The following is a 23937-nucleotide window of genomic DNA, read 5'->3' on the forward strand; positions in this document are numbered from 1 at the left end:
GAGGACGTTTGGGTGGAGTCCGTAGAACCAGGAGTCAAGTTACATGGATGGTGGATTCCCAATGAAAGAAGCGATCGCCTGCTGCTTTATTTCCATGGTAACTCAGATAACATCGGTGCAAACGCCTATCACTCCGGCCGATTTTACCATCTTGGCTTTTCCGTCTTCCTCTTTGATTATCGCGGATATGGTCAATCCAAGGGCGAATTTCCCACGGAGAGCCAGGTTTATGAAGATACGGATACCATCTGGGAATACTTGGTGAACGAGCGGGGGATAGCACCAGAACAGATTGTGGTGTATGGTCATTCTCTAGGGGGCGCGATCGCGATCGAATTAGCCACAAAACACCCCGAAATTTCCCATCTGATTATTGAAGGATCGTTTACTTCCCTGCGACAGATGGGTGATTATCGCTATCCTTTCCTTAACATTTTACCCATCGATCTTCTATTGAAAAATCAATTTAATTCCCTGACAAAAGTTCCCCAATTAAAAATGCCCACCCTCTTCATTCATGGACAACAAGATCGTGCCGTTCCTTTCTTTATGAGCGAAGAACTTTTTGCTGCGGCTCCTGAACCCAAAGCACTCTGGCTGTTTCCCCCTGGCGATCATAGTACTGTTGCCCCTTTAGCTGGAGAAGAATACTTCAAAACCGTCCGTGAATTTGTAGACCTGCCCGTTTTTCCCATTCCCAGCCATTATCTCAATCCTCCACAATAATACAGCGCAAAGCCCTCTCTATGCTATGGCCTTTTCCTAGATTGGATAAAACGAGCAGCTTTGGCACTATCCCATTCTAATAAATGGGTGCGATCGAGTTGAATCGTTTTGCGCGGACGAACGGGAGAATAGCCTAAAACTTTGCAAATTTCCGCAGCTACTGCTTTGGCTAAAAAAGGAGGGACTGAATTCCCCACTTGCCGAAACCCGTGCCATTTGGTGCGATGAAATCGAAACCAGTCGGGGTAAGAATGGAGTCTGGCTGCCTCGCGAACTGTAATACATCTCGGTTCAAAGGGATGGATAGGGCGGGGAGACGTATATGCGCCGCGATCGCTCGGTGTACCGGCTCTTAATGTATTACAGAGTCCGTTTGGATCTAATCTTAAAAAATGACTAATCGGTTCAATTTTTCCTGGTTTTATTGCCTTAAATCGCTGGATAGATGTAGGGCTGTGATGAGTTTTTAAGCTAGATGTTAACAGAGTTTTGTCATACTTTCGCGTATAGGAATAATCATCTACTAACCTTAACATCCCATGTAAGAGTTTACCATACTGACTATAGTTTCTAAAAGCAGCTTTCACCCAATCCCTGGTTTCTAAATCCGGATAGCGGTAGAGTTTAGGGAGTCCTCCAATGGCATCTTTAACGGTCGGATGAGCATCAAAATAGGGAGCGTTTTTGCTCGTCTGAGTTAAGGTGAATTGGGTTAAGGGTAGGGGAAACTGGGGAGGGGATAAATCTTGACGACATCCGAGTAAAAAGAGTCGTTCTCGGTTTTGAGGCACGCCATAATCGCGAGCATTTAAGACTCTATTCTGGACTTGATAATTATGGTAAGCAAACTTTTCGATAATTTCTTCAATAAAGAAACGATGGGGGCCGATCGCCATACCTTTAACATTTTCCATGACAAAAAATTTAGGTTGCAGATCGGCAACTAGACGGATAAAATGGTAGACTAATCCATTACGAGGATCGTCTAGAGCACGTTTCCCAATTACAGAAAATCCTTGACAAGGAGGCCCGCCAAAAACAACATCAATGGGTTTCTTTCCAATAGCTGATTGTTCCCGGATTTCTGCTGCTGTAATCTGGGAGATGTTTGCACAAATAATTTTCCAATGGGGAAAATTGTACTCATGAACTCCGCAGTGAATGGGGTCTATTTCTACGGATGCCAAAATGTCAAACCCCGCTTGCTCAAAACCTAGGGTCATCCCTCCTGCACCGGCAAATAAATCTACAGCGATCGGTCTAGACACCGTTTTGAAATACTGATGAGATAACGCTACATTATATCATAATTGGGTGTAGTGGAAAGAGGTGAAATAATGCAGCGATCGCTCCCACGAATAGCCCTTTTCAGTCTGAGTCTTTTTCTGACTCTGATTTTAGCAGCCATACCCGGCATAACCGATGATGGTATTCATCCCGAAAAATGTAGTTTTAAAGGTATCCAGCTTTATGGCAAGGTGAAAGTAGTGGAACATTTCCCAGATATTCAAGTACAAGTGGTTGAGTCATTCCCGGATTTAAAGGTAAAATGGGTCAAGCATTTTCCTGATGTTTGTGGAAAATGGAAGCAAGTAGACCATTTTGCCGATTTCAAAATTCAATATGTCAACAGCTTCCCGGATATCAAAATAAAGCTTGTCGATTCTTTTCCGGGGATGGATTCTTGATTATTTGGATTTTCGAGTGATTTTGAGCATTTGATTGCCACCGCGCTGTAATTGATATTCAACGGTTTGAATTTGACAATTATAGCCTTGATAGTCTAAGGTATCTATCACCATAGGAAGATAAGGCGATTGTTGTAAATTTAACGTAAGTAATGGGAAAATTCGGACTTCTGTACAAACTCTTAAGAGTTCTTGGATAGACTGGAGATGAAACGCTTGATTAAAGTGGTCAGAATACAAAAATAGAAAGTGGGAACATAAACCGATTTCATATTCCAGATCGGAATAATTTAAATGGGGCAGTTCACCCACTTGATAGCGACCTTCTACTTTTCCCAGTTCATAATCTTGAGTAAATAATTCGATAACCCTTTCTCGATTTTGCCTTAAGTCTTGGGGCGACTTATGATAGCTCCAAATCCAATCCTGTGGACTGCGATCGATTTGGTCGATAATATCATCAACGACCGCATAAAATCGCTCTTTAATCTCTTGGGCACTAAAACAATAGAGAGGATCGACTGATTGGATGTGATATCCTTGAGCAGTCGCTTCTGCATTGAAACTAGCTGGGCCATCTGCAATGCTGAGAATCGTTTTGTGTAAGTCGGATTCGGTTAAGTTGAACAAGTTAATATATTCATCAAGTGACCGCCCAAAGGGAACTACTTGATCTAATTGCATAGCCATAGATATATAGCGCTGGGTGCTGGTAAAGGGTAATCGGTAAGCCACAAAAACGTCTATCTTCTCTGTTCTATGTTTGGATTAAAAGTATTTAATCTGCAATAGAAAAGCCTCGGCGGGTTGGTTTTTGGGGAGTTTCCTGGACTTGAAACATAATAGTGTCGCGCTCTTCACCTCCTGCCGTTTTGACTTCGAGTTGCCAACTGCCCAGTTTCAGATTCCAAAATAAGGAATGAGATTGGGTTGTGGCTATTTTTTCTCCATTTAACCACCATTCTACAGGCTCTTCTCGCTTACCCGCTAATTTAAATTCTAGGCGATTATCCTGCCCAGCTTGGGGAGCGAGTAAGAAGTGGTCATCCTGTTCAGGAAAAACAATTCTCAGTTGCCCGTCCCATTGGTTTTCTGGCTGTTGGGAGAGCCATTCATTATATTCTGGAGGTAGTTCTATGGACTGGTTTTTAGCGTTTGATTTTTCCAGATCTTCTGGATAAAGGTATTCTAAAACAATGGCAGAAGGACAAATATAATTAGGTTCTGTAGGGGCGGGTTTACCAAGGACTTGATTTATAGGTGAAGATATAGATAAACTCACCCCTACTTTTGGCGAAGATGTAAATCTATTTTGATCAAGAATTTGTCCGGTAACGGCACAAATGGGGTGGTGAACTAAACCCGATGGAGGGGAAAAATCTGCGGGTTCCGTCGTTTCGTGTAAGCGTTGCATAATTCGATGCCAGAGGGGGGCTGCACCCATGACTCCGGAAATTTGCTGCATGGGGGTTCCGTCAAAGTTGCCCACCCAAGTCGCGACTGTATAATCTGCACTAAACCCGACTGTCCAGGTATCGCGATAATCGGAAGATGTTCCGGTTTTGACGGCCGCAGGAAAGGGCAAGTTTAATACAGAGTCTACCCCAAAAGCTGTGGCACGGGCATGGCGATCGCCTAACATATCCCTCACCAGTTCCCAAGATGTCGGTTCTGACGCGCCCTCTAGCTGTTCTGTTTCTTCTCCAAAATAGGTAACTAAAGGCACGGTTTTACCTTGATGCGCCAATCTCAGATAAGCCCTCGCCAACTCCCATAAACTCACCTCTCCACTGCCCAATGTTAACCCTAATCCATAGTAGTCTGGATCGTGAGTTAGATGGGTGAATCCCAGTTTCCGTAAGTGGTTGAGGAACAGGGGAACCCCCACTTGTTCGAGGACGCGCACGGCGGGCACATTCAGGGAGTTAGCCAGAGCTAAACGCACCCGCACCGGCCCTAAAAAGGTTTCGCTATAATCCACCGGTTGGTATAGTTTTGCTCCAGGTATGGCATACGTGGTGGGCACGTCAGCAAGGATGGTTTGGGGACGGATAACCCGTTGTTCTAGCGCCAGTTGGTAGAGAAAAGGTTTCAGGGTGGAACCCGGTTGGCGTAAGGCTTGTACCCCATCGTTTTGCCCTTGCAGACTATCGTTAAAGTAGTTGGGAGAACCCACATAGGCAAGGACTTCTCCAGTATGATTATCAATGACGAGGGCGGCTGCATGGTGGACTTGTTTGGGGGCGAGAGCGTCAACCACTTGCTCTACTTGGGTGGCGACAAACTGTTGTAGGGTGCTATCTAGGGTGGTGCGGACGGTGCCCCCATCGGTGGTGGGAAGGTGCTTGGCAACCCAGAAGAGGAAATGGGGAGCGGCAAGGATTCCCTGTTGTCGCGATCGCAGATAAACTTGTTCACTATAAGCCCGTTCTGCCTCTAATGCCGTAATCATCTTATCCGCTACCATCCGGTCTAAAACATAACGCTGCCGAGCTTTCAAAGCTTGCCAATTATGGTAGGGGTCAAGGTCAATAGGGTCATTCGGTAGAGATGCAAGTAGAGTCGCTTGAGCTAAGTTTAACTCCGCAGCCGGAAGGCCAAAATAGTTACGAGCAGCCGCTTCCACACCATAGAGGTTACTTCCCATAGGTAATCGGTTAATATACGCAGCCAGGACTGTATCCTTATTCATTCCCGCACTTAAGCGCCAGGATGTCCAAATTTCACCCACTTTATGGGGGAGAGTGCGGGGGGTGGGATGGAGCATCCGTGCCAGTTGCATCGTAATAGTGGAGGCTCCGCTAACAATTTCTCTGGCTTGAAGCGCTTCTAAAATCGCACGAGAAACCGCAATAAAATCCACCGAACTATGTTGATAATAGCGCTTATCTTCCGCCGCAATAATCGCTTGGATAAAGTAGGGGGAAATCTCATCCAGGGGAACCACCATCGTATGGTCTTGGTCGCGGGTGAGCAGGGTTCCCAAGGGCAGTCCATGACGGTCTTCAAAGGTGAGTGCGCCGTCCGTTTGCGCGATATCTTGGGCGCGAATGGGGATAAGATAGGGTACAGAGCGGAGAGTTAAGCAGAGTAAAATTACACCGAGAAAGATGCGGAGGGGGAGTTTATATTTTCCATGCCATAATTTACGGAAGTATTGCATAATTGACCCATAAAGTATTGACGTTCAGAGGGAGCGCATCATCATGATTCATTACAGAGCAGCAGAGCTAACTGATTTAGAGATCATTTTACAACTGGTGCAAGAATTTCATCACAGTGAAAAACTAGGGTTTGATGAAAAACTTGATGCTCAGGCTTTAGAAGAGTTAATCAGCGATTCATCTTTAGGACAACTGTTGCTGATTCAACAAGAGGATGAAATTGTTGGCTATGTTATTGTAGTTTGGGGTTATAGTCTGGAATTCAGAGGCAGAGATGCATTTATCGATGAATTTTATCTGAGACCCCAGTACCGTCAACAGGGCATCGGGACTCAAACTTTATTATTTGTCGAGAAGAGCTGTCAAGAGTTAGGAATACAAGCGCTGCATCTAGAAGTTGATTTTGAAAATCCTGATGCACAACGTCTTTATCACCGAGTTGGCTATCAACGCCATAATCGTTTTTTGATGACGAAAATACTATAGCATAATCTTGAAAGCAATCTAGAGGTTAAACTTGAAGAATTATTAAACTAATCCTGTGGATAAAATTTCCTAATTTACTTTTTCTGGCTGAAAAGTTAACTTCATTTCCGGTAAGTCGGAGGTTTGCAGACGGCGCTTAATTTCTGCTTTGGCTGTTTCAAAGGTGGGAAAGTCATCACTCGGCCCAAAGGGAATACCAAAACCAGAACCCACTTCTAGGATTTTGATATTCCCTTTCGCAGGCACTAGCACTTTACGGGGAGAAACATAAAATTTATCGATATATCCGACTCCATTAGCCCAGTGATTTTATTTTTGATTTTATCCTCATCAATCGGTTCATTAAACAAAATCCTAATCAAATCTGCATCATAAGGTCTCATGCGCTTAAACAAACGACCATAAAAATATGTGCCATCGGTTTCTGACTGCATTTGACTTAAGGATTCAGGGGTTACCGCTTTGATCGATCTTCCGGCTAACTTAACATCATGATATTTGCGGATTTCTTTTATCTTTTCTTCAGAGTAACAATAATCATACACATACAGTTCTATGGCATAGCAATTGACATATAAACGATAGACATCGATATAACGAACTGATTCCCAATTGGAAGCATAGGCTTTACGAGAGTTCAATGATGCCTTGATAAATGGGCTTTCTTTTCCACCAAGGCTGAAATTATATTTTTCTTTGAAGGCAGTTCTATCTATAGAAATGTGAATGATATCCAGGGATAACAATTTCTTGTGAAACCACCAATAATTATGATCTGAATCTGCAATATCTTTACGGGGAGGTTCAACACCGAGGATAAAGGCAAAATCAGAAATGGCGACTAAGGTTTCTCGTAAGAGGGTTTCGCTGGGTAATACCTGTTTCGCTTTGACGGGACTCTCGTTTAAGTGGGGATGATATTTTTCAATGCGCCGCTTCTCGACTTCATCAAGTTTATCTTGACTCACCAACTCATAGTAAATGGTGAAGTGTGTTTTCTTCTGTGCTTCGAGTTGAGCGATGCGATGATGGGTTTTGCCTTTCCAGCGTTTACAGATGTTTTTAGCTTTGCCAATGTACCACACCTTGTGAGCTTGATCGAGAACATAATAAATCCCGGAGAACTCTGGAAGCAGTTCTTTGGTTTGTAGGGGGATATGGGGGAGTTGGAGAAGATTGCGATCGCCTTTCATGGCATTGAAGAGAGCTTATTTCATATCTTATGATACCTGAATCTTCATGAGTCTTAATCAATGTTTTCTCTCGTTCCATAACTCCCCCATTGACTCTCTCTATTCTATCTTCTCCATCCTCTCCCTCTTCCCTCCCTTCCCAACCCACTCTACAATCTAAGAGATTAGGAGATGGAGAACCAGGATATGACGCAAGAAGCTGCCAAGACTCGGATTGAAACGGATAGTATGGGGGAAATTGAGGTACAGAACGATCGCTATTGGGGAGCGCAAACCCAGCGATCGCTCAAATATTTCTCGATTGGTCATAATTTTATCCCTCAAGAAGTGATTGTGGCGTTTGCTATCTTGAAAAAAGCCGCCGCAATCACCAATCAGGAACTCAATAAACTCCCGGAAGAAAAAGAAAAATTAATTACCAAAGCAGCCGATGAAATTATTGCCGGTAAGCTTAACGATCATTTTCCCCTGCGCGTGTGGATGACAGGAAGTGGGACGCAGTGCAATATGAACGTCAATGAGGTGATTGCAAATCGGGCGATCGCCTTTGCAGGAGGAAAATTGGGCAGCAAAACCCCCATCCATCCCAACGATCATGTCAATATGTCCCAGTCATCTAATGATACCTTTCCCACCGCGATGCACATTGCCGCAGTTTTGGCGCTCCATCAACACCTGATTCCCAAGGTGACAAAAATGCGGGATGCCCTGCAAAAGAAATCAGAAGCGTTTGCCGATATTGTCAAAATTGGCCGCACCCATCTCCAAGATGCCGTTCCCCTTACCCTCGGTCAAGAGTTTTCGGGTTATGGTGTCCAATTGACCGCAGACTTGAAGCGCATCGAACAAACCCTACCCGACCTGTATGAATTGGCACTCGGAGGAACCGCCGTTGGCACGGGGTTAAACGCACCAAAAGGCTTTGCTCAAATGGTGGCCCGAAAAATTCACCATTTAACCGGATATCCCTTTATTTCTGCACCGAATAAATTCGCCGCAATTGCCGCCCATGATGCCATTATTATGACCAGTGGGGCGTTAAAAACATTGGCCTGTTCCCTGATGAAAATTGCCAATGATATTCGCTTTTTAGGCAGCGGTCCGCGCTGTGGTTTAGGAGAGTTAATCCTACCAGAAAATGAGCCGGGATCTTCGATCATGCCGGGGAAGGTGAATCCCACGCAGTGCGAAGCGATGACTATGGTTGCAGCTCAGGTCATTGGTTATGATACCGCCATTAGTATTGCCGGTTCTCAAGGGCATTTTGAACTGAATGTTTTCAAGCCCATGATGATCTTTAATTTGTTGGAATCAATGACATTATTGGGCGATACTTGCAATAATTTTACCAATTTTCTGCTGGATGGACTGCAAGCGAACCAGAAACAAATCAATACTTATTTAAACGAGTCATTAATGTTGGTAACAGCACTGAGTCCGGCGATCGGCTATGATAATGCAGCGAAGGTTGCCCATTATGCCCTAGACAAAGACTTAACCTTAAAGCAAGCCTGTTTAGAACTAGGCTATATTTCTGCTGAAGAATTCGATCGCATTGTCGTTCCCGAAAAAATGGTTTATCCCCAGTAGATTCTAATTAACATTGGTGTTGGTTAAGCGATCATTGTAGCGAATTTGTGGGGCCGCTTTGTAAAAACCGTGTGCGGTGTCAATAGCGGGTGCATAACAGTAAATCCCAGTTTCCTTGACAAAGGCGATCGTTTGTTTTTTGAAACTTTATGAGGTGGAACTAAATCGGTGTTCAAATTCAGCTAAGATGTGTTGCTGTTTGTCCGAGGAGAGTACAGAGAATAATATAGTTTTGAATCGTCCCCAAAAGGATTGATGGGGTAAAAGAAAGTCAGCAAAAGTTTGGGCAACCTGTGCAGGATTATTCCTAAAAACGCCACATCCCCAAGCCCCTAAGACTAAAGCATCGCAACCATGATGTGCCGCTAGAGTCAAGACTTTACTGGTGCGATCGCGCAATACTTCGGGAATGTGTTGGAGCTGTTTGGGATTATTGCGGGTTATTGCCCCAGCATTAGGAGCCGGACTGGTAATAAAATCGACCAGATAGGGAGCCTCTAGCAAGGTGCCATCATCTTGGCGAAAAACAGGACAATGGGCTGAATAAATCATCCGATTGGAGTACAAGAGATCGCGATGGGCGCGATGATAGTCGTAGTATTGGCGGCATCGAGTTAAACTCTGGTACAGTGCCGAACTGCGAGCTAAACTTTCTTCCTGAGCGTGAGCGCCATTGAGGAATCCACCTCCGGGATTTTTAGAGGAGGCAAAATTAAGCACTCCAATTTTTTCAAAGTCTTGCGATCGCGCGAGACGCTCTGCACCCACTAACGCCGTTTCATTCCTGACGATAAACTCCGTATACTCAAACTGGGGAGCCACAGACAGAACCTGATTTTCAAGGGTAATTAGGGCTTCGGGTTCATAGTATCTTGTGCCTGCTAAACAGGTTTTAATTTCTCGCTGGATATTGACCAGTTGCCCTTGCTCGCTATGATAAGAGCCAGTATTCAGAATATTCAGTGTATCTTGGGCGATCGCCCTACGTTTCATCTTCATCTCGATACCTCGAAACCCAAGAATGATTTAAAAGCGCAAACTTACCTCGACAAAGATATTGGCATTGCAGGTAACTACCCTATCAAAAGAGATTGCGCTACCGGAAGGACATCAAGTAGCGCAAATTGCAAAAAAGCAATGGATATTTCCGTATTATAACCCAAAAATGATTACTCTAAGTCGCGACGACCGGGGTTACGAGAGGGGTCACTCGATAGGAACCCAAATACAAATAAAGCTGCAAAGAAAAGCACAACGATATTAACAACGATTTTGAGCGTGAGCATTTATGTTTCTCCGAACAGATAGGCTTTGGATCATCATATCGAAATTTGGCTGAAAAACCTAGTAGAGGATGGGGGACAGGGAGATATAGGGAGGCAGGCGTTCCCTGAGCGGAGTCGAAGGAAGCGGAGATTACTCATGACTCATTCAAACTTCTTCATTGAGCCAACGTAAGACTTTAATCACCTGTTCTTCTGCTTTAAGAAAGAGGCGATCGAGCCAGAGCAAGAATTTTTCCGTAGGCGATAGGATATATTCATGGCCAGTGGCTTGAGTTTCAATATAATCTGGTGCAGATTCTGGAGTGCTGGACGCTTGCGGTTGACTGATGGATGAGGGTTCGGTGCGATCGCCAATTGTACCAAATAACTCTTCTGAGCTTAACCACGGATCGTCAGTTTTGATAAATGCGGTTTGGGCGATAGGTTGGGGGGAGGGAGTTTTGGGTTTAGAGCGTTGTTCGGATGAGCGATTAGAGTTAAAGCCTGTAGGAGGATGCAGATCTAAAAAAGTCAGCCAAGGGGCGTTAGCGCTCAAGGTGTTCAGTTGGGCAATGGGCTGGGGTTGGTGGGTTTGAGATTCACCAAAGCTGTCAATCGCTAGAGCAACTTCACTTTGTTCCATCCAAGCCATCAGTTGCCAGAAGCGCCGTATGGGGGGAAATAGGTGGGGGCGTTGAGCAAGGATAGACAAGGGAATATGAGGTAGGGAAGTTGCAGAAGGGGGGAGGAGTTTTTGGACGATCGCCTGTTGAATGGTTTGCTGCTGTTGGGGCGTTAAAATATCAAGGGTTTGATTGGTTTGGGAGACGAGGACTAATTTGCCAGAGTTGAGTTGACTGGCAATACCTTGCAGCAGTTGTTTAGAAACAGGATAGGGACTTGAGGGAGTCGGTTGAACCAGAGAAGGAAGTTTAACCGGCGGGTTGAGTTGGGTGACTTCCTGTAAAATTTCCAAAATGGAGGTATCGGGTTCTGTTTCTTGAGGTTCTGGGGAGTTCAGCCAAGGGGTGACGTTCTGCTGAAATTGATGATTAATGGTGCGCCCGCTTTGGAAGAGCCAATAAATGGGATAAACCATGACTTGGAGCGTCCATTCTGCGGCTACTTTTAGGTGGCGGAGGGCGCGGGTTCCCCGGTCAATCCATTGCTGAGAATGGTATTGAAACCTATTTAAAATCCGACTTTGATAGCGATCGCCAAGAGTCATGTTTTCCCCTCTTAACCCATATGATTGTTTTATTCTATAGCATTTGCGATCGGGGGACGGGGTGGGGAAGATGGGGCAATTATCACTTACCAATTACTAATTTATGACTTTCTTTCAACAAACGCTGGATCGGTTGCGATCGCTCACTTGCTTAGATCTACAATCTCAATGGTTATGCTGCCCTGACGATCTTCGGGTTAATCAGGGGGTTGATCCTGAGATTTGGTTGTCCTGGAGTCCCGTTGAGATCAACGCTAAAGGTCATGTGGCTTGGGAAAAAGGTCAAGTCCTCTGGTTCGGACAACACTTTACTGTTCCTGCACAGTTGCAAGGATATCCCCTAGAAGGATTATGCCTCAGATGGAGCCTGATGTGGTGGGCAGAGGTGGCGCAGGTATTTGTTAATGGGGAATGTGTCCAGGAAGGGGATCTGTTTGATTGTGCCACTCGGATTTTATTGAGTCCAGAAGTTGTCCCTGGAATGGAGTTTAATTTGGCTGTACGCTTGGTAAGTCCGGGGCACGATCCGGGGGCTATGGTCCGAAGTTTAGCTCTGTTTGAGGGGCAAACAACGGTCGATCCGGGGTTTATTGCCGATGAGCTAGAAACTTTGTTTTTGTCTGGAGCGGATGATCCGGAGTTTTTAGAGGGGCTGATGGGGGCAATTTCCGGGTTAGACTGGTCTAAGATTGGCGATCGCCCTGAGTTTAATCGTCAGTTAGAGGCATTGGGCGACCATCTATTCTCCCTTAATCTTCCCCCTAGTCCCCAGATTTTCCTCCTTAGCCATGCTCATCTCGACTTAGCTTGGTTATGGCCAGTTTCGGAAACTTGGGAAGCAGCACAGCGAACATTTACATCCGTGTTGCAGTTGCAGACAGAATTTCCTGAGCTTACCTTTGGTCATTCTACTCCCGCCTTGTATGCTTGGCTCGAACATCATCAGCCCCATTTATTTAATGCTATCAAAAATCGAGTTCGCGAAGGCAGATGGGAAATCATTGCTGGCTTGTGGGTTGAACCCGAATTTAATTTAGTTAGTGGCGAATCAATTATTCGTCAAGTCTTGTATGGACAACGCTATATTCGCGAACATTTTGGAGTCTTAAACCGGGTCGCTTGGTTGCCCGATAGTTTTGGATTTTGTTGGCAATTACCACAAATTTTAAAGTTAGGAAAGATTGATTATTTTGTGACTCAAAAGCTCCGTTGGAATGATACCAATGAGTTTCCCCATGAAGTATTTTTCTGGCAAGGTTTGGATGGTACTCAGATATTAAGTCTGATGTCTGCACCCATTGGTGAAGGGATTGATCTGGTCAAGTTAACCCGTTATGCCATGGAGAGCAAAGAGAGGACAGGGAAAGCGCAAGTCCTTGGTTTACCAGGGGTTGGCGATCATGGAGGGGGGCCGAGTCGGGATATGCTGGAGTTGGGGAGGCGATCGCAAGCATCTCGCATTTTTCCCCGCCTTCAGTTCACCAAAGCTCACACTTATTTAGACCATTTAGCCCAAGAAAAAGACTATCCCATTTGGGCCGATGAATTATACTTAGAATTTCATCGGGGCTGTTATACCAGTCATGCCGATCAGAAATTTTATAATCGCCGTTGCGAGCGGTTGTTATACCAAGCAGAACTCTGGTCAAGTTGTGCGAGTTTATTAATGGGATATGACTATCCTCAAGCCAGGTTAGAGCAGGCTTGGAAATCGGTATTATTTAATCAATTTCATGATATTTTACCAGGGTCTTCGATTCCGGAAGTCTTTCAAGAAGCCAATCAGGAATGGCAACAGGTTATTGAAACAACAGAAGAAATCATTCAGCAGGCTTTAGGGGCAATCGCCTCTCAAATTTCCTTTCCCGAACCTCCTGCTTTTGGGGCACAACCCCTCCTGATTTTCAATCCCCTCAACTGGTTCCGTTCTGAGGTCGTATCTATAACTTTGCCAGAAGGGATTCTATCGGCTAAAATTTTGGATTCAGATGGCCAAGAGTGGGTTAGTCAAATTGAAAATAATTTAATCTACTTCTTGACTCCCAATATTCCGTCAGTGGGCTATCAACTGGTTTGGTTCGTGCCGAATACTGAACCGGTTTTATCCGTAGATTATCCTAGGGAGTTCACACTCAAAAACGAATCCCTTGAAGTCACCCTCGATCCGGCAACTGGAGATATCCTAGAATTGTGCGATCGCCAGAATCATCGCTCAGTCCTTAGAGGTTTAGGCAATCAACTACAAGCATTTGTCGATCGAGGGCAATATTGGGACGCTTGGAATATTGATCCTGATTATCAGAAGTTTCCTTTGCCACCAACACAATTAGAATCGATGGACTGGGAAACCTATGGAAAACTGGTGAAAACGATTAAAGTAGTTCGCACGATTGGCCATTCTAAAATCACTCAGTATTATACCTTGTTTGGCAATGAAAATCAACTGAGAATTACCACTTGTGTGAATTGGAAAGAACGTCACACGCTTTTGAAAGTAAGCTTTCCAGTCCAGCTACAAGCCGATTATATGACATATGAAATCCCCTGTGGTGCAATTCGCCGTTCTACCCATTTCAAGACGGAGCAAGATCGGGCAAAATGGGAAGTGCCTGCTCTCAACTGGGCAGATCTAACCGATGAGGTTCAAAACTATGGTGTGAGTCTACTAACGGATTATAAGTCGGGGTACGATCCCCATCCAGATCAATTGCGATTAAGTTTACTGCGCGGCTCAACTTGGCCCGATCCAGAGGCCGATTTAGGAGAGCATGAATTTAAGTATGCACTCTATCCCCATGGCGGCAGTTGGCAAGCAGCAGGAACAGTCCAACGGGGATATGAATTGAATTGTCTTTTACAAGTTTATCCCGGTTCCTTATCGGATCGCGATCAACCCGGAAGCGAGAAGAGTAGACTCAGTTATTTAGAGTTCTCGTCAACTGCTTTGATTTTGACTACTTTTAAGAGATCTGAAGATAATCCGTATCATTGGATCGTTAGAGGTTATGAGTCTCAAGGAACAACTGAGCGCATAGAGGTGAAAAATAACCTAGGTCTTGATTATGGAAACCGGGTTAATTTATTAGAAGAAGAGGACGGAAATACCTCGTTAGAGATTCAACCTTGGGAAATCCTGGCATTGAAGTTCCGCCAAGAGCAGATCTAGAAGGTGACGCTTAGAGCTAAAGTAAAGGAAAATTAATTATGAATCATAATTGTTTCCCCATGCTAAACTAAGGACTGAAGACTTTGATCGGTAGATCCCTTAGTTCGCTTACATTGGCTTGAAGGGTAAGATCCGAATCTAAACTTCTATTTGCTATTGATTCTAGAGGTAATGCATGACTGTATATGTTGGTAATCTTTCTTTTCAGGCCAGTGAAGAGGATATCAGAGAGATATTTGAAGATTATGGAACGGTGGACAAAGTGTCTTTGCCTCTTGACCGTGAATCAGGCAAGAAGCGCGGCTTTGCTTTTGTAGAGATGAATACGGAAGCCGAAGAGGACGCGGCAATAGAGTCCCTTGATGGAGCTGAGTGGATGGGTAGAGTGCTCAAAGTAAATAAGGCTAAACCTCGTGAACCCCGTGGTGGAAATCGCAATCGAGGGTTTTAACACCAAGAAGAGTGTGAGAATAAAGGGGGGTTAAAAATCAATGGTAAGGCGATCGCCAAAAAGAATGAAGTTAACTTTCGATCGGGGGGTCGCCAACCTATTTTTAACCAAAACAGTTGGCCGGGAAAAGAATCTTTATCAAGGAGCTATATCAGCTCTGGTCTGTGCTAAACTGTCTACTGAAGACTAAAATCGGTAGATCACTGTGTTTGTGTTAATGCTTGGCGTATCTCCGAATAGCAACTTCTGCACCTAAATGATTCCGGAGGTATCGCATGTCCGTTTATATTGGTAATTTATCTTATAAAGTCAACGAAGAGGATGTTAGAGAGGTCTTTACTGAATATGGTAGTGTAACGCGGGTGAGTTTGCCCGTTGACAAGGAAACTGGGCGTAAGCGTGGCTTTGGTTTTGTGGAAATGGAAACTGAAGCGGAAGAAGACAAAGCTATTGATGAACTTGACGGCGCTGAATGGATGGACCGAGTTTTGAAAGTGAATAAAGCCAAACCCCGTGAACAACGGTCAAACAACAAGGGATTTTCCCGTTCGCGCTACTAAGACGTAATATCCATGAGGGGATTCAGCAATAATCAGAGCGCTCTGACGGACTGAATCTTCTGTCGCTCCAACGTTTTAGGCTTCGAGCAAGCTGATTTGTTCAAAAGCTTATCTGCTACTTTAGCACTTCGTTACCCAGTTAATTGACCAGTAATTGTGCCTTAATTAACAGTAGAGGGCGATCGGGTCTTCAACTGTGACCCTAGCCCATGCGAAGTGCTAGATCAATGTATACACCTAATCCATTCATTCTAGAGGTAATTCATGACAATTTATATCGGTAATTTATCTTATGATGCCACGGAAGACGATCTCAGGGTCGTTTTTACAGACTACGGTTCCGTCAAGCGAGTCACTTTACCGACTGACCGGGAAACGGGGCGTATCAGAGGTTTTGCTTTTGTCGATATGCAAGAAGATGCAGAAGAAGAAAGTGCTATTTCGAGCCTTGATGGGGCAGAATGGATGGGTCGCCAGCTTAGAGTCAATAAGGCTAAACCCCGTGAGGATAACAGAGGAGGAGGAGGAGGACGGCGCAGAGATCGATACTAAGATCTAAGTAGTTTTAAGTAGAGGCTCTTCCTCAGATTGAACGTGAAGTTAGACTCTCCAGATTCATCTGGTATTGAGACTATAACTCTTCAAATCCCAAAAATCACTCAGACACAGAAAACCCAGAATTTTTTTGGTGTTGTTTGTGTCTTTTTTAAGGCCTGATATCAATATGAGATTAGAACTCGATACTTACGCCGATCTCAACTCTCCTATGCATCGCTGGGAACCTCGATGTAAGTTCATTGGATTAATGGGGTTGATTTTTTCGTTTTCAGGGATTCAATCTTTAATCTTGTTACCCGTAATCTTAGGAATAACATTAGTATTCTACGTTATTTCTTGGCTTCCCTGGTCTTTTTTACGCCAACGCTTGCGCTATCCGGGCTGGTTTTTGTTGGGCATTGTAATCTTTTTACCCTTTATTGCGGGAGAAACCGTCCTGTGGGAATGGGGAGTAGTTTCCGTGCGTTTGGAAGGATGTTTGGCCGTCATTTTAATCAGTGTACGGTTTTTCTGTATTTTGGTTTTGGCTTTAATTTTGTTTGGTACTGCCCCATTTTTAATCATGATTAAGGCGATGGGACAATTGGGGTTGCCTTTGGTTTTGGGGGATATGATGCTTTTGAGCTATCGTTATTTAACAGAATTTGGCGATCGCCTGAAAACACTAAAAATAGCGTCTCGTTTGCGGGGGTTTGATCCCAAGCGATTCAGTTGGCGCAACATTCAAACCTTAGCCGCTTTAATGGGAACCTTGTTGGTGAGAACCTATGAACAGTCAGAGAGGGTGTATCAGGCTATGCGTTTGCGGGGGTATGGTCACAGTCGTAGCATGTTAAAATATGCCTCATCAATCGATCCCCCAGATTACATCGCGACTCTAGGAGTTTTGGGGATTGCTCTTGGGTTGGCGATCGCTCAAATCCTCCTCAACTCTTGATCCTTGCTCTTTTTGATTCGTCACTCGGAGAGATCTTATGTTACTCAATTATGGAAGAGAAATTCCTCCCTACGAACAAGATATTGCTCGTATCGGCTGTATTCAAAACCATGGATTTTTGATTGCTCTGGAAGAAGAGAATTTTAGAGTTGTTTATGCCAGCGACAATATTGAAGATCTCTTTGGACTACCTCCACAAGAATTACTGGGTCAGAATGTGGATGTCCTAATATCTCGAAAGCGCTTAAAACAAGAGATTACTAAACTTTCTGAATCTTCGAGCTTCATGATTCATGCCAGACTGAAAAGTCAAAAGCCATCTCGTAAAGTACTTCCTGTTTCCATTCATCGCAATTTAGATAATCTGATTATTCTGGAATTTGAGAACAACCGATCCGGGAAATCATCTGATATGGGGTTAACCTTAGAACTCACGCAGGAAATCAGTAAAAAACTCAAGGTAGACACGGATTTACAACGGTCGTGTGAAACCTTGGCACAAGAAATAAAAAGAATCACTCAATTCGATCGAGTGATGATTTACCAATACGATCAAGAGTTTAATGGACAAGTTATTGCCGAAGCTAAAAATGCTGAGATAGAACCCTTTCTGGGTTTGCATTTCCCAAAACAAGATACTCAATTTTGTTTGGAAATCTTAGAAGAAATTTGGTCGAGGATGATTCCAGATGTTCAATCTAAGACCATCCCCATACTATCGGATAAACAAAATGTTGGCGAGCAATCCTTGAATTTAACCCATTCTATTCTACGGGGACATACAAGTTGCCATCAGGAATATCTAAAAAACATGGGAGTTGGGGCAAGTTTAGTCTTGTCTTTAAAGAAGGAAGGAAAACTATGGGGACTGGTATCTTGCCACCATTGTAGCCCGAAATATGTATCCCATAAAGTGAGGCAAGTTGGAGAATTTATTTGTCAGCTTTTTTCGATAGAATTGAGTACAAAAACCGATCATGAAATTTATGAATATCGAGTCGAATCAAGTGGCGTTCAATCCCAACTTCTGGCATTCATGGGTCGGGATCATACCTTTATTGATGGTTTAGTGAACCATAAACCTAATTTATTGGATTTAGTCAATGCCCAAGGGGCTGCCATTTTCTGGAATGGCTCGTATACCACTCTGGGAATAACCCCAGAAGAACAAGACATTAGACAGTTAATTGCATGGCTCGATCGCAATCTAGAAGATGATTGTTTTTCTACTCAAAGTTTAGCTCAAGTCTATCCTCAAGCAGAGACTTTTGAGCAAACAGCAGTGGGTTTATTGGCAGTCTATATCTCCCAAGATAATTATTTGCTCTGGTTTCGTCCAGAAGTTCTACAGACAATCAGTTGGGGAGGGAATCCCTATGAAAAACAAGAAGTTAAGGACGAAAACAACCAGATAAAATTATTGCCTCGGAATTCGTTTGAAGCCTGGAAAGAAATTATTCATGGTAAATCTTTACCCTGGAGAACTCATGAAATTGAAGCAGCAAAAGAGCTGCGAAAATCTCTAATTCATATCATTTTAAATCAAGTGGATGAATTATCAAAGTTGACCCGAGAATTGGAGCGTTCTAATGCCGAGCTGGAAAAATTTGCTTATATTACTTCCCACGATCTACAGGAACCGTTGAATCTGATTGCTAGTTATGTAGAATTGCTGGAAATGCGCTATGAAGATCGATTCGATAAAGATGGAAAAGACTTCTTAGGTTTTGTGGTGGAAGGGGTGAGCCATATGCAAGGTTTGATTGATGATTTGTTGGCTTATTCAAGAGTGGGAAGAAAAGATGAAGAGTTTGTTTGGATAAATGCAGAAGATAGTCTGAAACGGAGTTTGGTCAACTTACAGATTCGGATTGCCGAAGTGAAAGCTCAGATTACCTATGATTCTCTTCCTAATATTCTGGGCGATACAACCCAATTAACACAACTGTTTCAGAATTTAATTAGTAATGCTCTCAAGTTTCACCGGGATAATATTTCCCAGGTTCATATTGGAGTTCGAGAGCAAAGAGAAGAATGGTTGTTTTCAGTACAAGATAATGGGATTGGTATTGAGAAAGAAATGGCCGATCGTATTTTTACCATTTTCCAACGTCTTCATACCCGTGAAGAATACGAAGGTACAGGCATTGGACTGGCTATTTGTAAAAAAATAGTTGAAGTTCATGGCGGTAAAATATGGGTGGAATCCGAAGTAGGTCAAGGGTCAACTTTTTATTTTACTATTCCTAAGCAGACTGTCTAGATGCGACATCGGTTAAGGTGTAACTGGATTAGACTTGACATTGCCAATCCCCATGGTTATTATTGCTCAAAAGTGCTTAATATTTTTTAACAAAAATAGGCTGTAATTTAAATGACTAATTTGGATCAAGTTCATCGGATTTTAATGATCGAGGATAATTCGGCCCATGTGCGTTTAATTCAGGAAGGGTTTAAACAAATTACTCGGCCATATCAGATTCGATCTGTAGATAATGGAGTAGATGCGATCGCCTATTTACGTTCTGAACCTCCATTTACAGAACGTCTTCTTCCTGATTTAGTGCTGCTTGACTTAAATTTACCCCGAAAAAATGGTCGAGAAGTGCTAGCAGAAATTAAAACCGATCCTAAACTTAAACATATCCCTATTTTGATTTTAAGTACATCTCAACGGCCAGAAGATATCCAAGAAAGCTACCAGTTACATGCCAATTGTTATCTTCATAAACCTAACAATCTGAAACAACTTTTTCATCTGGTTGAGCAAATTGAAACGTTTTGGTTTCGCACGGTTTCCCTTCCTCTGACTTGATCCCTAACAGTTTTAGCGAGGATTGTTAATTTTTGTAAATAGAATAAAGCTTTGATGTTCTAATTGAGACGAATCCTTCTAGAATATAGAAATAAGTTGAAAAACTGTAATATAAAATCTAAATTCTTAAGAAGGGTGATTGACGGTGGAAGACCCCTTAGTTCAAATTCAGATCCTTTTAATTGAAGACAATCGTGCTGAAGCTCGTCTACTACAGGAGCGTTTGAAACAAGCGCCTTCTATGGAGGTTGAGCTTACCCATGTGAGTCGGTTATCAGAAGCTCTCAATCAACTAGAAGAGCAGGTGTTTAAGATAATCTTGCTGGATTTGAGTTTACCGGATGCTCAAGGGCTAGAGTCCCTAAATCCTCTGATGGAGAAAGTACCAGATGTACCAATTATTGTATTGACAAATAATACGGATAGTGCGTTAGCGGTAGAAGCGGTACGTCAAGGGGCGCAGGATTATTTGATCAAACGACAGTTAAATACGGAGTTGCTGACGCGATCGCTGCGCTACGCGATTGAACGGAAACAATCCTCTGATGCTCTGCGAAAAGCTAACGAAACCTTAGAACAGCGAGTGATTCAGCGTACGACTGATTTGGTACAAGCTAATCTACGCCTAAAACAAGAAATTAGCGATCGCCAGAACCTTGAAGAAGCCCTTCAGCAAGAAAAAGAACTGGCTCAAATCACACTTAATTCTATCGGTGATGCAGTGATTGTCACCAATGTCAATCACCAAATTGAATCTCTCAACCCAGTCGCAGAAAAACTGATGGGTTTAACCAGTTATGCGACTCAAGGTAGATCGGTTAGTCAAATTTTCTCTAACAGCGATATTAAGCAAAAACCAATTGAAATCCTGATTCATCAATGCCTGACCACAGGAAAAATTGTTAAAGTCTCTAACTACGCCCTTTACTTTAAGAGCGATCGCCAACATTATATTATTGAACTGTGCATTGCGCCCATTCGCTTAAAGGGTAATCTCCTAGTGGGAACCGTGATTGTTTGCCGAGATGTCACTTCAGCCCGTAACCTCGCCCATCAACTCTCTTGGCAAGCAAGCCACGATCCCCTCACCGGTTTAATTAATCGCCGAGAATTTGAGCAATGCCTCAAAGCTGCTCTTGAGGAAACCCATCAATTGAATCAACAGCATATTTTATGCTATTTAGACTTAGATCAATTCAAAATCGTTAATGATACCTGTGGCCATTCTGCCGGAGATCAACTGCTGCGTCAAATTACCGGTATTCTACAAAGTAATATTCGCAAAACTGATACCTTTGGTCGTCTAGGCGGAGATGAATTTGGATTATTATTGCATTATTGTTCCGTGGGTGAAGGGCAAAAAGTTGCGCAAAAAATCATTGAAACCATTCAAAGTTTTCGCTTCGTTTGGGAAGATAAACTCTTTACGATAGGAGTGAGTATTGGCTTAGTCCCGATCGATCGATCCATTGAAAATGAACATATTGCCCTGAGTGCTGCCGATACGGCTATGTATGCCGCTAAAGAAGGGGGACGTAACCGGATTCATATTTACCAAATCGAAGATCGAGAAGTGGTGAAACGGCAAGGCGATATGGAATGGGTTGCTCGCATTAATCGTGCCCTAGAAGAGAATCAATTTTGCTTGTATATCCAACAAATTGTTCCTCTAAATTCCAGGTCTAACACTCGACTTTTTGGCGAACTGTTTATCCGTATGATTGATGGAAAAGGAACTCTTGTTCCTCCCATGGCTTTTCTACCAGCGGCTGAACGTTACGATCTGATGCCAGCAATCGATCGATGGGTGATTCGCCATTTATTTCAACAGTTATCCGATCAGATTAGTCAAAGATCGGGGGGGCAATATAATCGCTTATTGAAGCCGATTTATTTGATTAATTTATCGGGGGCAAGTTTTAATGATGTTTCGTTTTTAAAGTTCCTCAAAGAACAATTTTGGTTATATCATATTCCCCCCTCTCTAATTGGGTTTGAAATTACTGAAACGGTTGCCATTACGCACTTGAATCAGGCGGTCAGATTTATTACAGAGTTAAAAGAATTGGGATGTCAATTTGCCTTGGATGATTTTGGCAGTGGCATGTCCTCGTTTACTTATTTGAAACAATTGCCGATTGATTACTTAAAGATTGATGGAGCGTTTATTAAGAGTTTAATAGAGGATCGAATGAATCGAGTAATGGTGGAATCAATTCAGCGTATTGCTCAAGTGATGGGGTTAAAAACGATTGCTGAATCCATTGAAAATGAAGAAATTTTAGCGGAAGTGAAAGCCTTGGGGATTAACTATGCTCAGGGTTATGGAATTCATAAACCCCACCGGTTTACCCTGGAAAAAAAGTTGGAATTGATGTATAGTGCTTTGCCTGGGTAATGGGGAATGGGGAATAGGGAATAGGGACTTTTTGTGTTTGGAGTGTGTCCCTAATTCCCCTATCTCTCCAAGAAATGTGACGTTTTATTACGATTTTCGGGAATTTGCATAAAATTACCCTGAAAAAATAGAGATCCTTATAGAAGTGCATAAATTTAATTAGGGATGGAGCCATGAATTATCGCTATCGATTGGCGACTCTAGAGGATGCAGAACAAATTGCCCCACTATGGGTGGAATCTGCCGCAGAGCGCCAAGAAATTGACCCATCTATGCGGGTAAAACCAAATTTTGACTTTAATGCTTAATATTCGCCATCAATTGGCTAAACCACTCACCTATGCCTGGGTTTTGGAGGTTGAAGGGGCGATCGCCAGTTGCTTGATTATTTATTTCTCTGAACCATCATTTTTACCTTACCCTTCTCACCTCCACCCTAGGAATCTTTAGCCTCGCCCCCAAAACCCTTACCCAACCAATTATTCCCGCCATGGATGGTACAGGAACCCTCGTCAATACTCAAGGCAATCAATTCAATATTCAAGGCGGACAACTTTCCGGAAATGGACGCAACCTATTCCATAGTCTTGAACAACTCGGATTATCTCAAGGGCAAATTGCCAACTTCATGAGTACTCCTCAAATTCAGAATATTTTAACCCGAGTCAACGGAGGCAATGCCTCCATTATCAACGGTTTAATTCAAGTCTCTGGTGGCAACTCTAACCTCTTCATTATGAATCCTGCCGGAATTGTGTTTGGTCCCAATGCCCAGCTCAATGTTCCCGCCGATTTTATCGCCACTACTGCCACCGCAATTGGCTTGGGTAATGGACAATGGTTTAACGCAGTAGGCGACAATAACTGGAGTCAACTCGTCGGCACGCCCCATGAATTTCGCTTCGATCTTAATGGCTCCGGCAGTATCGTTAACTTCGGAGACTTGAAGCTTTCCGAAGGTTCCAATCTCACTTTAATGGGCGCAAATGTTATTAATCTGGGAACCTTAGAAGCCCCTGGCGGAACCATCAATATCCTCGCCATTCCCGACCAACAAATTATTAGAATTACCCAAGAAGGATACCTATTAAGCCTCGATATTCCCCTAGATGAGAATCAGGAAGAATCCCCAATCACCCCCCTCCAAATTCCCGAACTTCTCACCCATTCAGGACTCGATCATGCCGATCGATTTCAAGTTAACGAACAAGGGCAAATTGTCCTCTCTGGAAGTGGCATAGAAATTCCCGATGTTAATGGAGTCTCCCTCATCTCCGGAACCGTAAATACATCCGCAGAAAATGGCGGTATCATTAACATTATGGGAGAGCGCATCGGAATTATTGACGCAACCCTCAATGTTTCCGGAAGATTTGATGGTGGAACACTGAGAATAGGCGGTGACTTTACAGCGCGAAGCGCTGTATCGCGATTGAAGCCACAAATAATATCACCATTGAAGACCTGAGCAATAATCTGCTACAAGGCTCTCAATATAGATTAACCTTTGTTGCTGATGCTGACAAGGACGGACAAGGCTCATTTTCCATGGATGCAGAAGATAGAATTCACACTGCTGGACCAGTTAATATTTCCGGAGCAGGGCTAAGAATTGGCACAATTTCCACTTCATCCGCAGTGGGAGATAGTACCTCATTACCCCTCTTCTATCACTCTAGGCAGAGGAAAATAAGAAATCAGGCTCAAGGGAG

22 protein-coding genes are annotated in these 23937 nt (G+C 43.4%); 14 read left to right on the plus strand and 8 right to left on the minus strand.

The window, feature by feature from the left end; all coding sequences use genetic code 11:
• On the plus strand, positions 1-726 hold a 726-nt coding region (locus tag AC3A14_RS12530; protein ID WP_487779013.1), incomplete at its 5' end, for an alpha/beta hydrolase.
• Between the two features lie 23 nt (positions 727-749).
• Here the strand turns inward: AC3A14_RS12530 and AC3A14_RS12535 are convergent.
• The gene (locus AC3A14_RS12535) at positions 750-1994 is read right to left on the minus strand and encodes a DNA cytosine methyltransferase (RefSeq protein WP_318733275.1); all 1245 of its coding nucleotides are present in this window, start codon (positions 1992-1994) and stop codon (positions 750-752) included.
• Positions 1995-2063: 69 nt separating this feature from the next.
• Here AC3A14_RS12535 and AC3A14_RS12540 point away from each other — a divergent pair, with 69 nt between their 5' ends.
• A complete protein-coding gene (locus AC3A14_RS12540) occupies positions 2064-2414 on the plus strand; it encodes a 7(1) septoil knot domain-containing protein (protein ID WP_318733274.1) in 351 nt (116 codons plus the stop codon).
• Here AC3A14_RS12540 and AC3A14_RS12545 read toward each other — a convergent pair whose 3' ends face one another.
• Together AC3A14_RS12545 and pbpC are read right to left on the minus strand one after the other, a co-directional pair.
• Positions 2415-3104, minus strand: a complete 690-nt coding sequence (locus AC3A14_RS12545) for an SAM-dependent methyltransferase (protein WP_413038752.1) — start codon at positions 3102-3104, stop codon at positions 2415-2417. It lies immediately after the preceding gene.
• Between the two features lie 88 nt (positions 3105-3192).
• Positions 3193-5577 carry a penicillin-binding protein 1C gene (gene pbpC / locus AC3A14_RS12550; RefSeq protein WP_318733273.1) on the minus strand — a complete coding sequence of 795 codons (2385 nt, stop codon included), beginning with the start codon at positions 5575-5577 and terminating at the stop codon, positions 3193-3195.
• Positions 5578-5620: 43 nt separating this feature from the next.
• On the opposite strand from pbpC, the gene AC3A14_RS12555 reads away from it, so the two are divergent.
• Positions 5621-6064: a GNAT family N-acetyltransferase gene (locus AC3A14_RS12555; protein WP_318733272.1), complete on the plus strand. Its 444-nt coding sequence runs from the start codon at positions 5621-5623 to the stop codon at positions 6062-6064.
• Positions 6065-6133: 69 nt separating this feature from the next.
• Here AC3A14_RS12555 and AC3A14_RS12560 read toward each other — a convergent pair whose 3' ends face one another.
• Together AC3A14_RS12560 and AC3A14_RS12565 are read right to left on the minus strand one after the other, a co-directional pair.
• Positions 6134-6316 (minus strand): hypothetical protein, encoded by a 183-nt coding sequence (locus AC3A14_RS12560; RefSeq protein WP_318733271.1) that lies wholly within the window; start codon positions 6314-6316, stop codon positions 6134-6136.
• Positions 6310-7257: a GIY-YIG nuclease family protein gene (locus tag AC3A14_RS12565; RefSeq protein ID WP_318733270.1), complete on the minus strand. Its 948-nt coding sequence runs from the start codon at positions 7255-7257 to the stop codon at positions 6310-6312. The genes AC3A14_RS12560 and AC3A14_RS12565 overlap by 7 nt, the downstream gene beginning before the upstream one ends.
• 186 nt (positions 7258-7443) lie before the next feature.
• Between AC3A14_RS12565 and fumC the strand changes: the two genes are divergently transcribed.
• Positions 7444-8847, plus strand: coding sequence for a class II fumarate hydratase (fumC, locus tag AC3A14_RS12570; protein ID WP_318698588.1), 1404 nt, complete (start codon positions 7444-7446; stop codon positions 8845-8847).
• Positions 8848-8994: 147 nt separating this feature from the next.
• Here fumC and AC3A14_RS12575 read toward each other — a convergent pair whose 3' ends face one another.
• From AC3A14_RS12575 to AC3A14_RS12585, 3 genes are all read right to left on the minus strand, one after another.
• Complete coding sequence (locus tag AC3A14_RS12575; protein ID WP_318733269.1) at positions 8995-9846, minus strand: TIGR02452 family protein; 852 nt, start codon at positions 9844-9846, stop codon at positions 8995-8997.
• A 170-nt stretch (positions 9847-10016) separates the two neighbouring features.
• Positions 10017-10133, minus strand: coding sequence for a photosystem II reaction center protein I (locus AC3A14_RS12580; RefSeq protein WP_318698586.1), 117 nt, complete (start codon positions 10131-10133; stop codon positions 10017-10019).
• A gap of 145 nt (positions 10134-10278) precedes the next feature.
• Positions 10279-11340, minus strand: a complete 1062-nt coding sequence (locus AC3A14_RS12585) for a hypothetical protein (protein WP_318698585.1) — start codon at positions 11338-11340, stop codon at positions 10279-10281.
• A gap of 103 nt (positions 11341-11443) precedes the next feature.
• On the opposite strand from AC3A14_RS12585, the gene AC3A14_RS12590 reads away from it, so the two are divergent.
• From AC3A14_RS12590 to AC3A14_RS12635, 10 genes are all read left to right on the plus strand, one after another.
• Entirely contained in the window at positions 11444-14506 is a 3063-nt protein-coding gene (locus AC3A14_RS12590) for an alpha-mannosidase (protein ID WP_318733268.1), read from the plus strand.
• A 175-nt stretch (positions 14507-14681) separates the two neighbouring features.
• Entirely contained in the window at positions 14682-14957 is a 276-nt protein-coding gene (gene rbp / locus AC3A14_RS12595; RefSeq protein ID WP_318698583.1) for an RNA-binding regulator, read from the plus strand.
• A 275-nt stretch (positions 14958-15232) separates the two neighbouring features.
• Complete coding sequence (gene rbp, locus AC3A14_RS12600; RefSeq protein WP_318698582.1) at positions 15233-15517, plus strand: RNA-binding regulator; 285 nt, start codon at positions 15233-15235, stop codon at positions 15515-15517.
• Between the two features lie 264 nt (positions 15518-15781).
• Positions 15782-16069 carry an RNA-binding regulator gene (gene rbp, locus AC3A14_RS12605; protein WP_318698581.1) on the plus strand — a complete coding sequence of 96 codons (288 nt, stop codon included), beginning with the start codon at positions 15782-15784 and terminating at the stop codon, positions 16067-16069.
• A gap of 172 nt (positions 16070-16241) precedes the next feature.
• On the plus strand, positions 16242-17012 hold the full coding sequence (gene cbiQ / locus AC3A14_RS12610) for a cobalt ECF transporter T component CbiQ (protein WP_318733267.1): 771 nt from the start codon (positions 16242-16244) through the stop codon (positions 17010-17012).
• Between the two features lie 37 nt (positions 17013-17049).
• Positions 17050-19275: an ATP-binding protein gene (locus AC3A14_RS12615; RefSeq protein ID WP_318733266.1), complete on the plus strand. Its 2226-nt coding sequence runs from the start codon at positions 17050-17052 to the stop codon at positions 19273-19275.
• A 111-nt stretch (positions 19276-19386) separates the two neighbouring features.
• The gene (locus tag AC3A14_RS12620; RefSeq protein ID WP_318719954.1) at positions 19387-19827 is read left to right on the plus strand and encodes a response regulator; all 441 of its coding nucleotides are present in this window, start codon (positions 19387-19389) and stop codon (positions 19825-19827) included.
• A 145-nt stretch (positions 19828-19972) separates the two neighbouring features.
• The gene (locus tag AC3A14_RS12625) at positions 19973-22225 is read left to right on the plus strand and encodes an EAL domain-containing protein (protein WP_318719955.1); all 2253 of its coding nucleotides are present in this window, start codon (positions 19973-19975) and stop codon (positions 22223-22225) included.
• Between the two features lie 173 nt (positions 22226-22398).
• The gene (locus tag AC3A14_RS12630; protein WP_318719956.1) at positions 22399-22533 is read left to right on the plus strand and encodes a hypothetical protein; all 135 of its coding nucleotides are present in this window, start codon (positions 22399-22401) and stop codon (positions 22531-22533) included.
• A gap of 182 nt (positions 22534-22715) precedes the next feature.
• A complete protein-coding gene (locus tag AC3A14_RS12635) occupies positions 22716-23693 on the plus strand; it encodes a filamentous hemagglutinin N-terminal domain-containing protein (RefSeq protein ID WP_318719957.1) in 978 nt (325 codons plus the stop codon).
• Positions 23694-23937: the final 244 nt, after the last annotated feature.

It is taken from the genome of Roseofilum sp. (genome assembly GCF_982964205.1).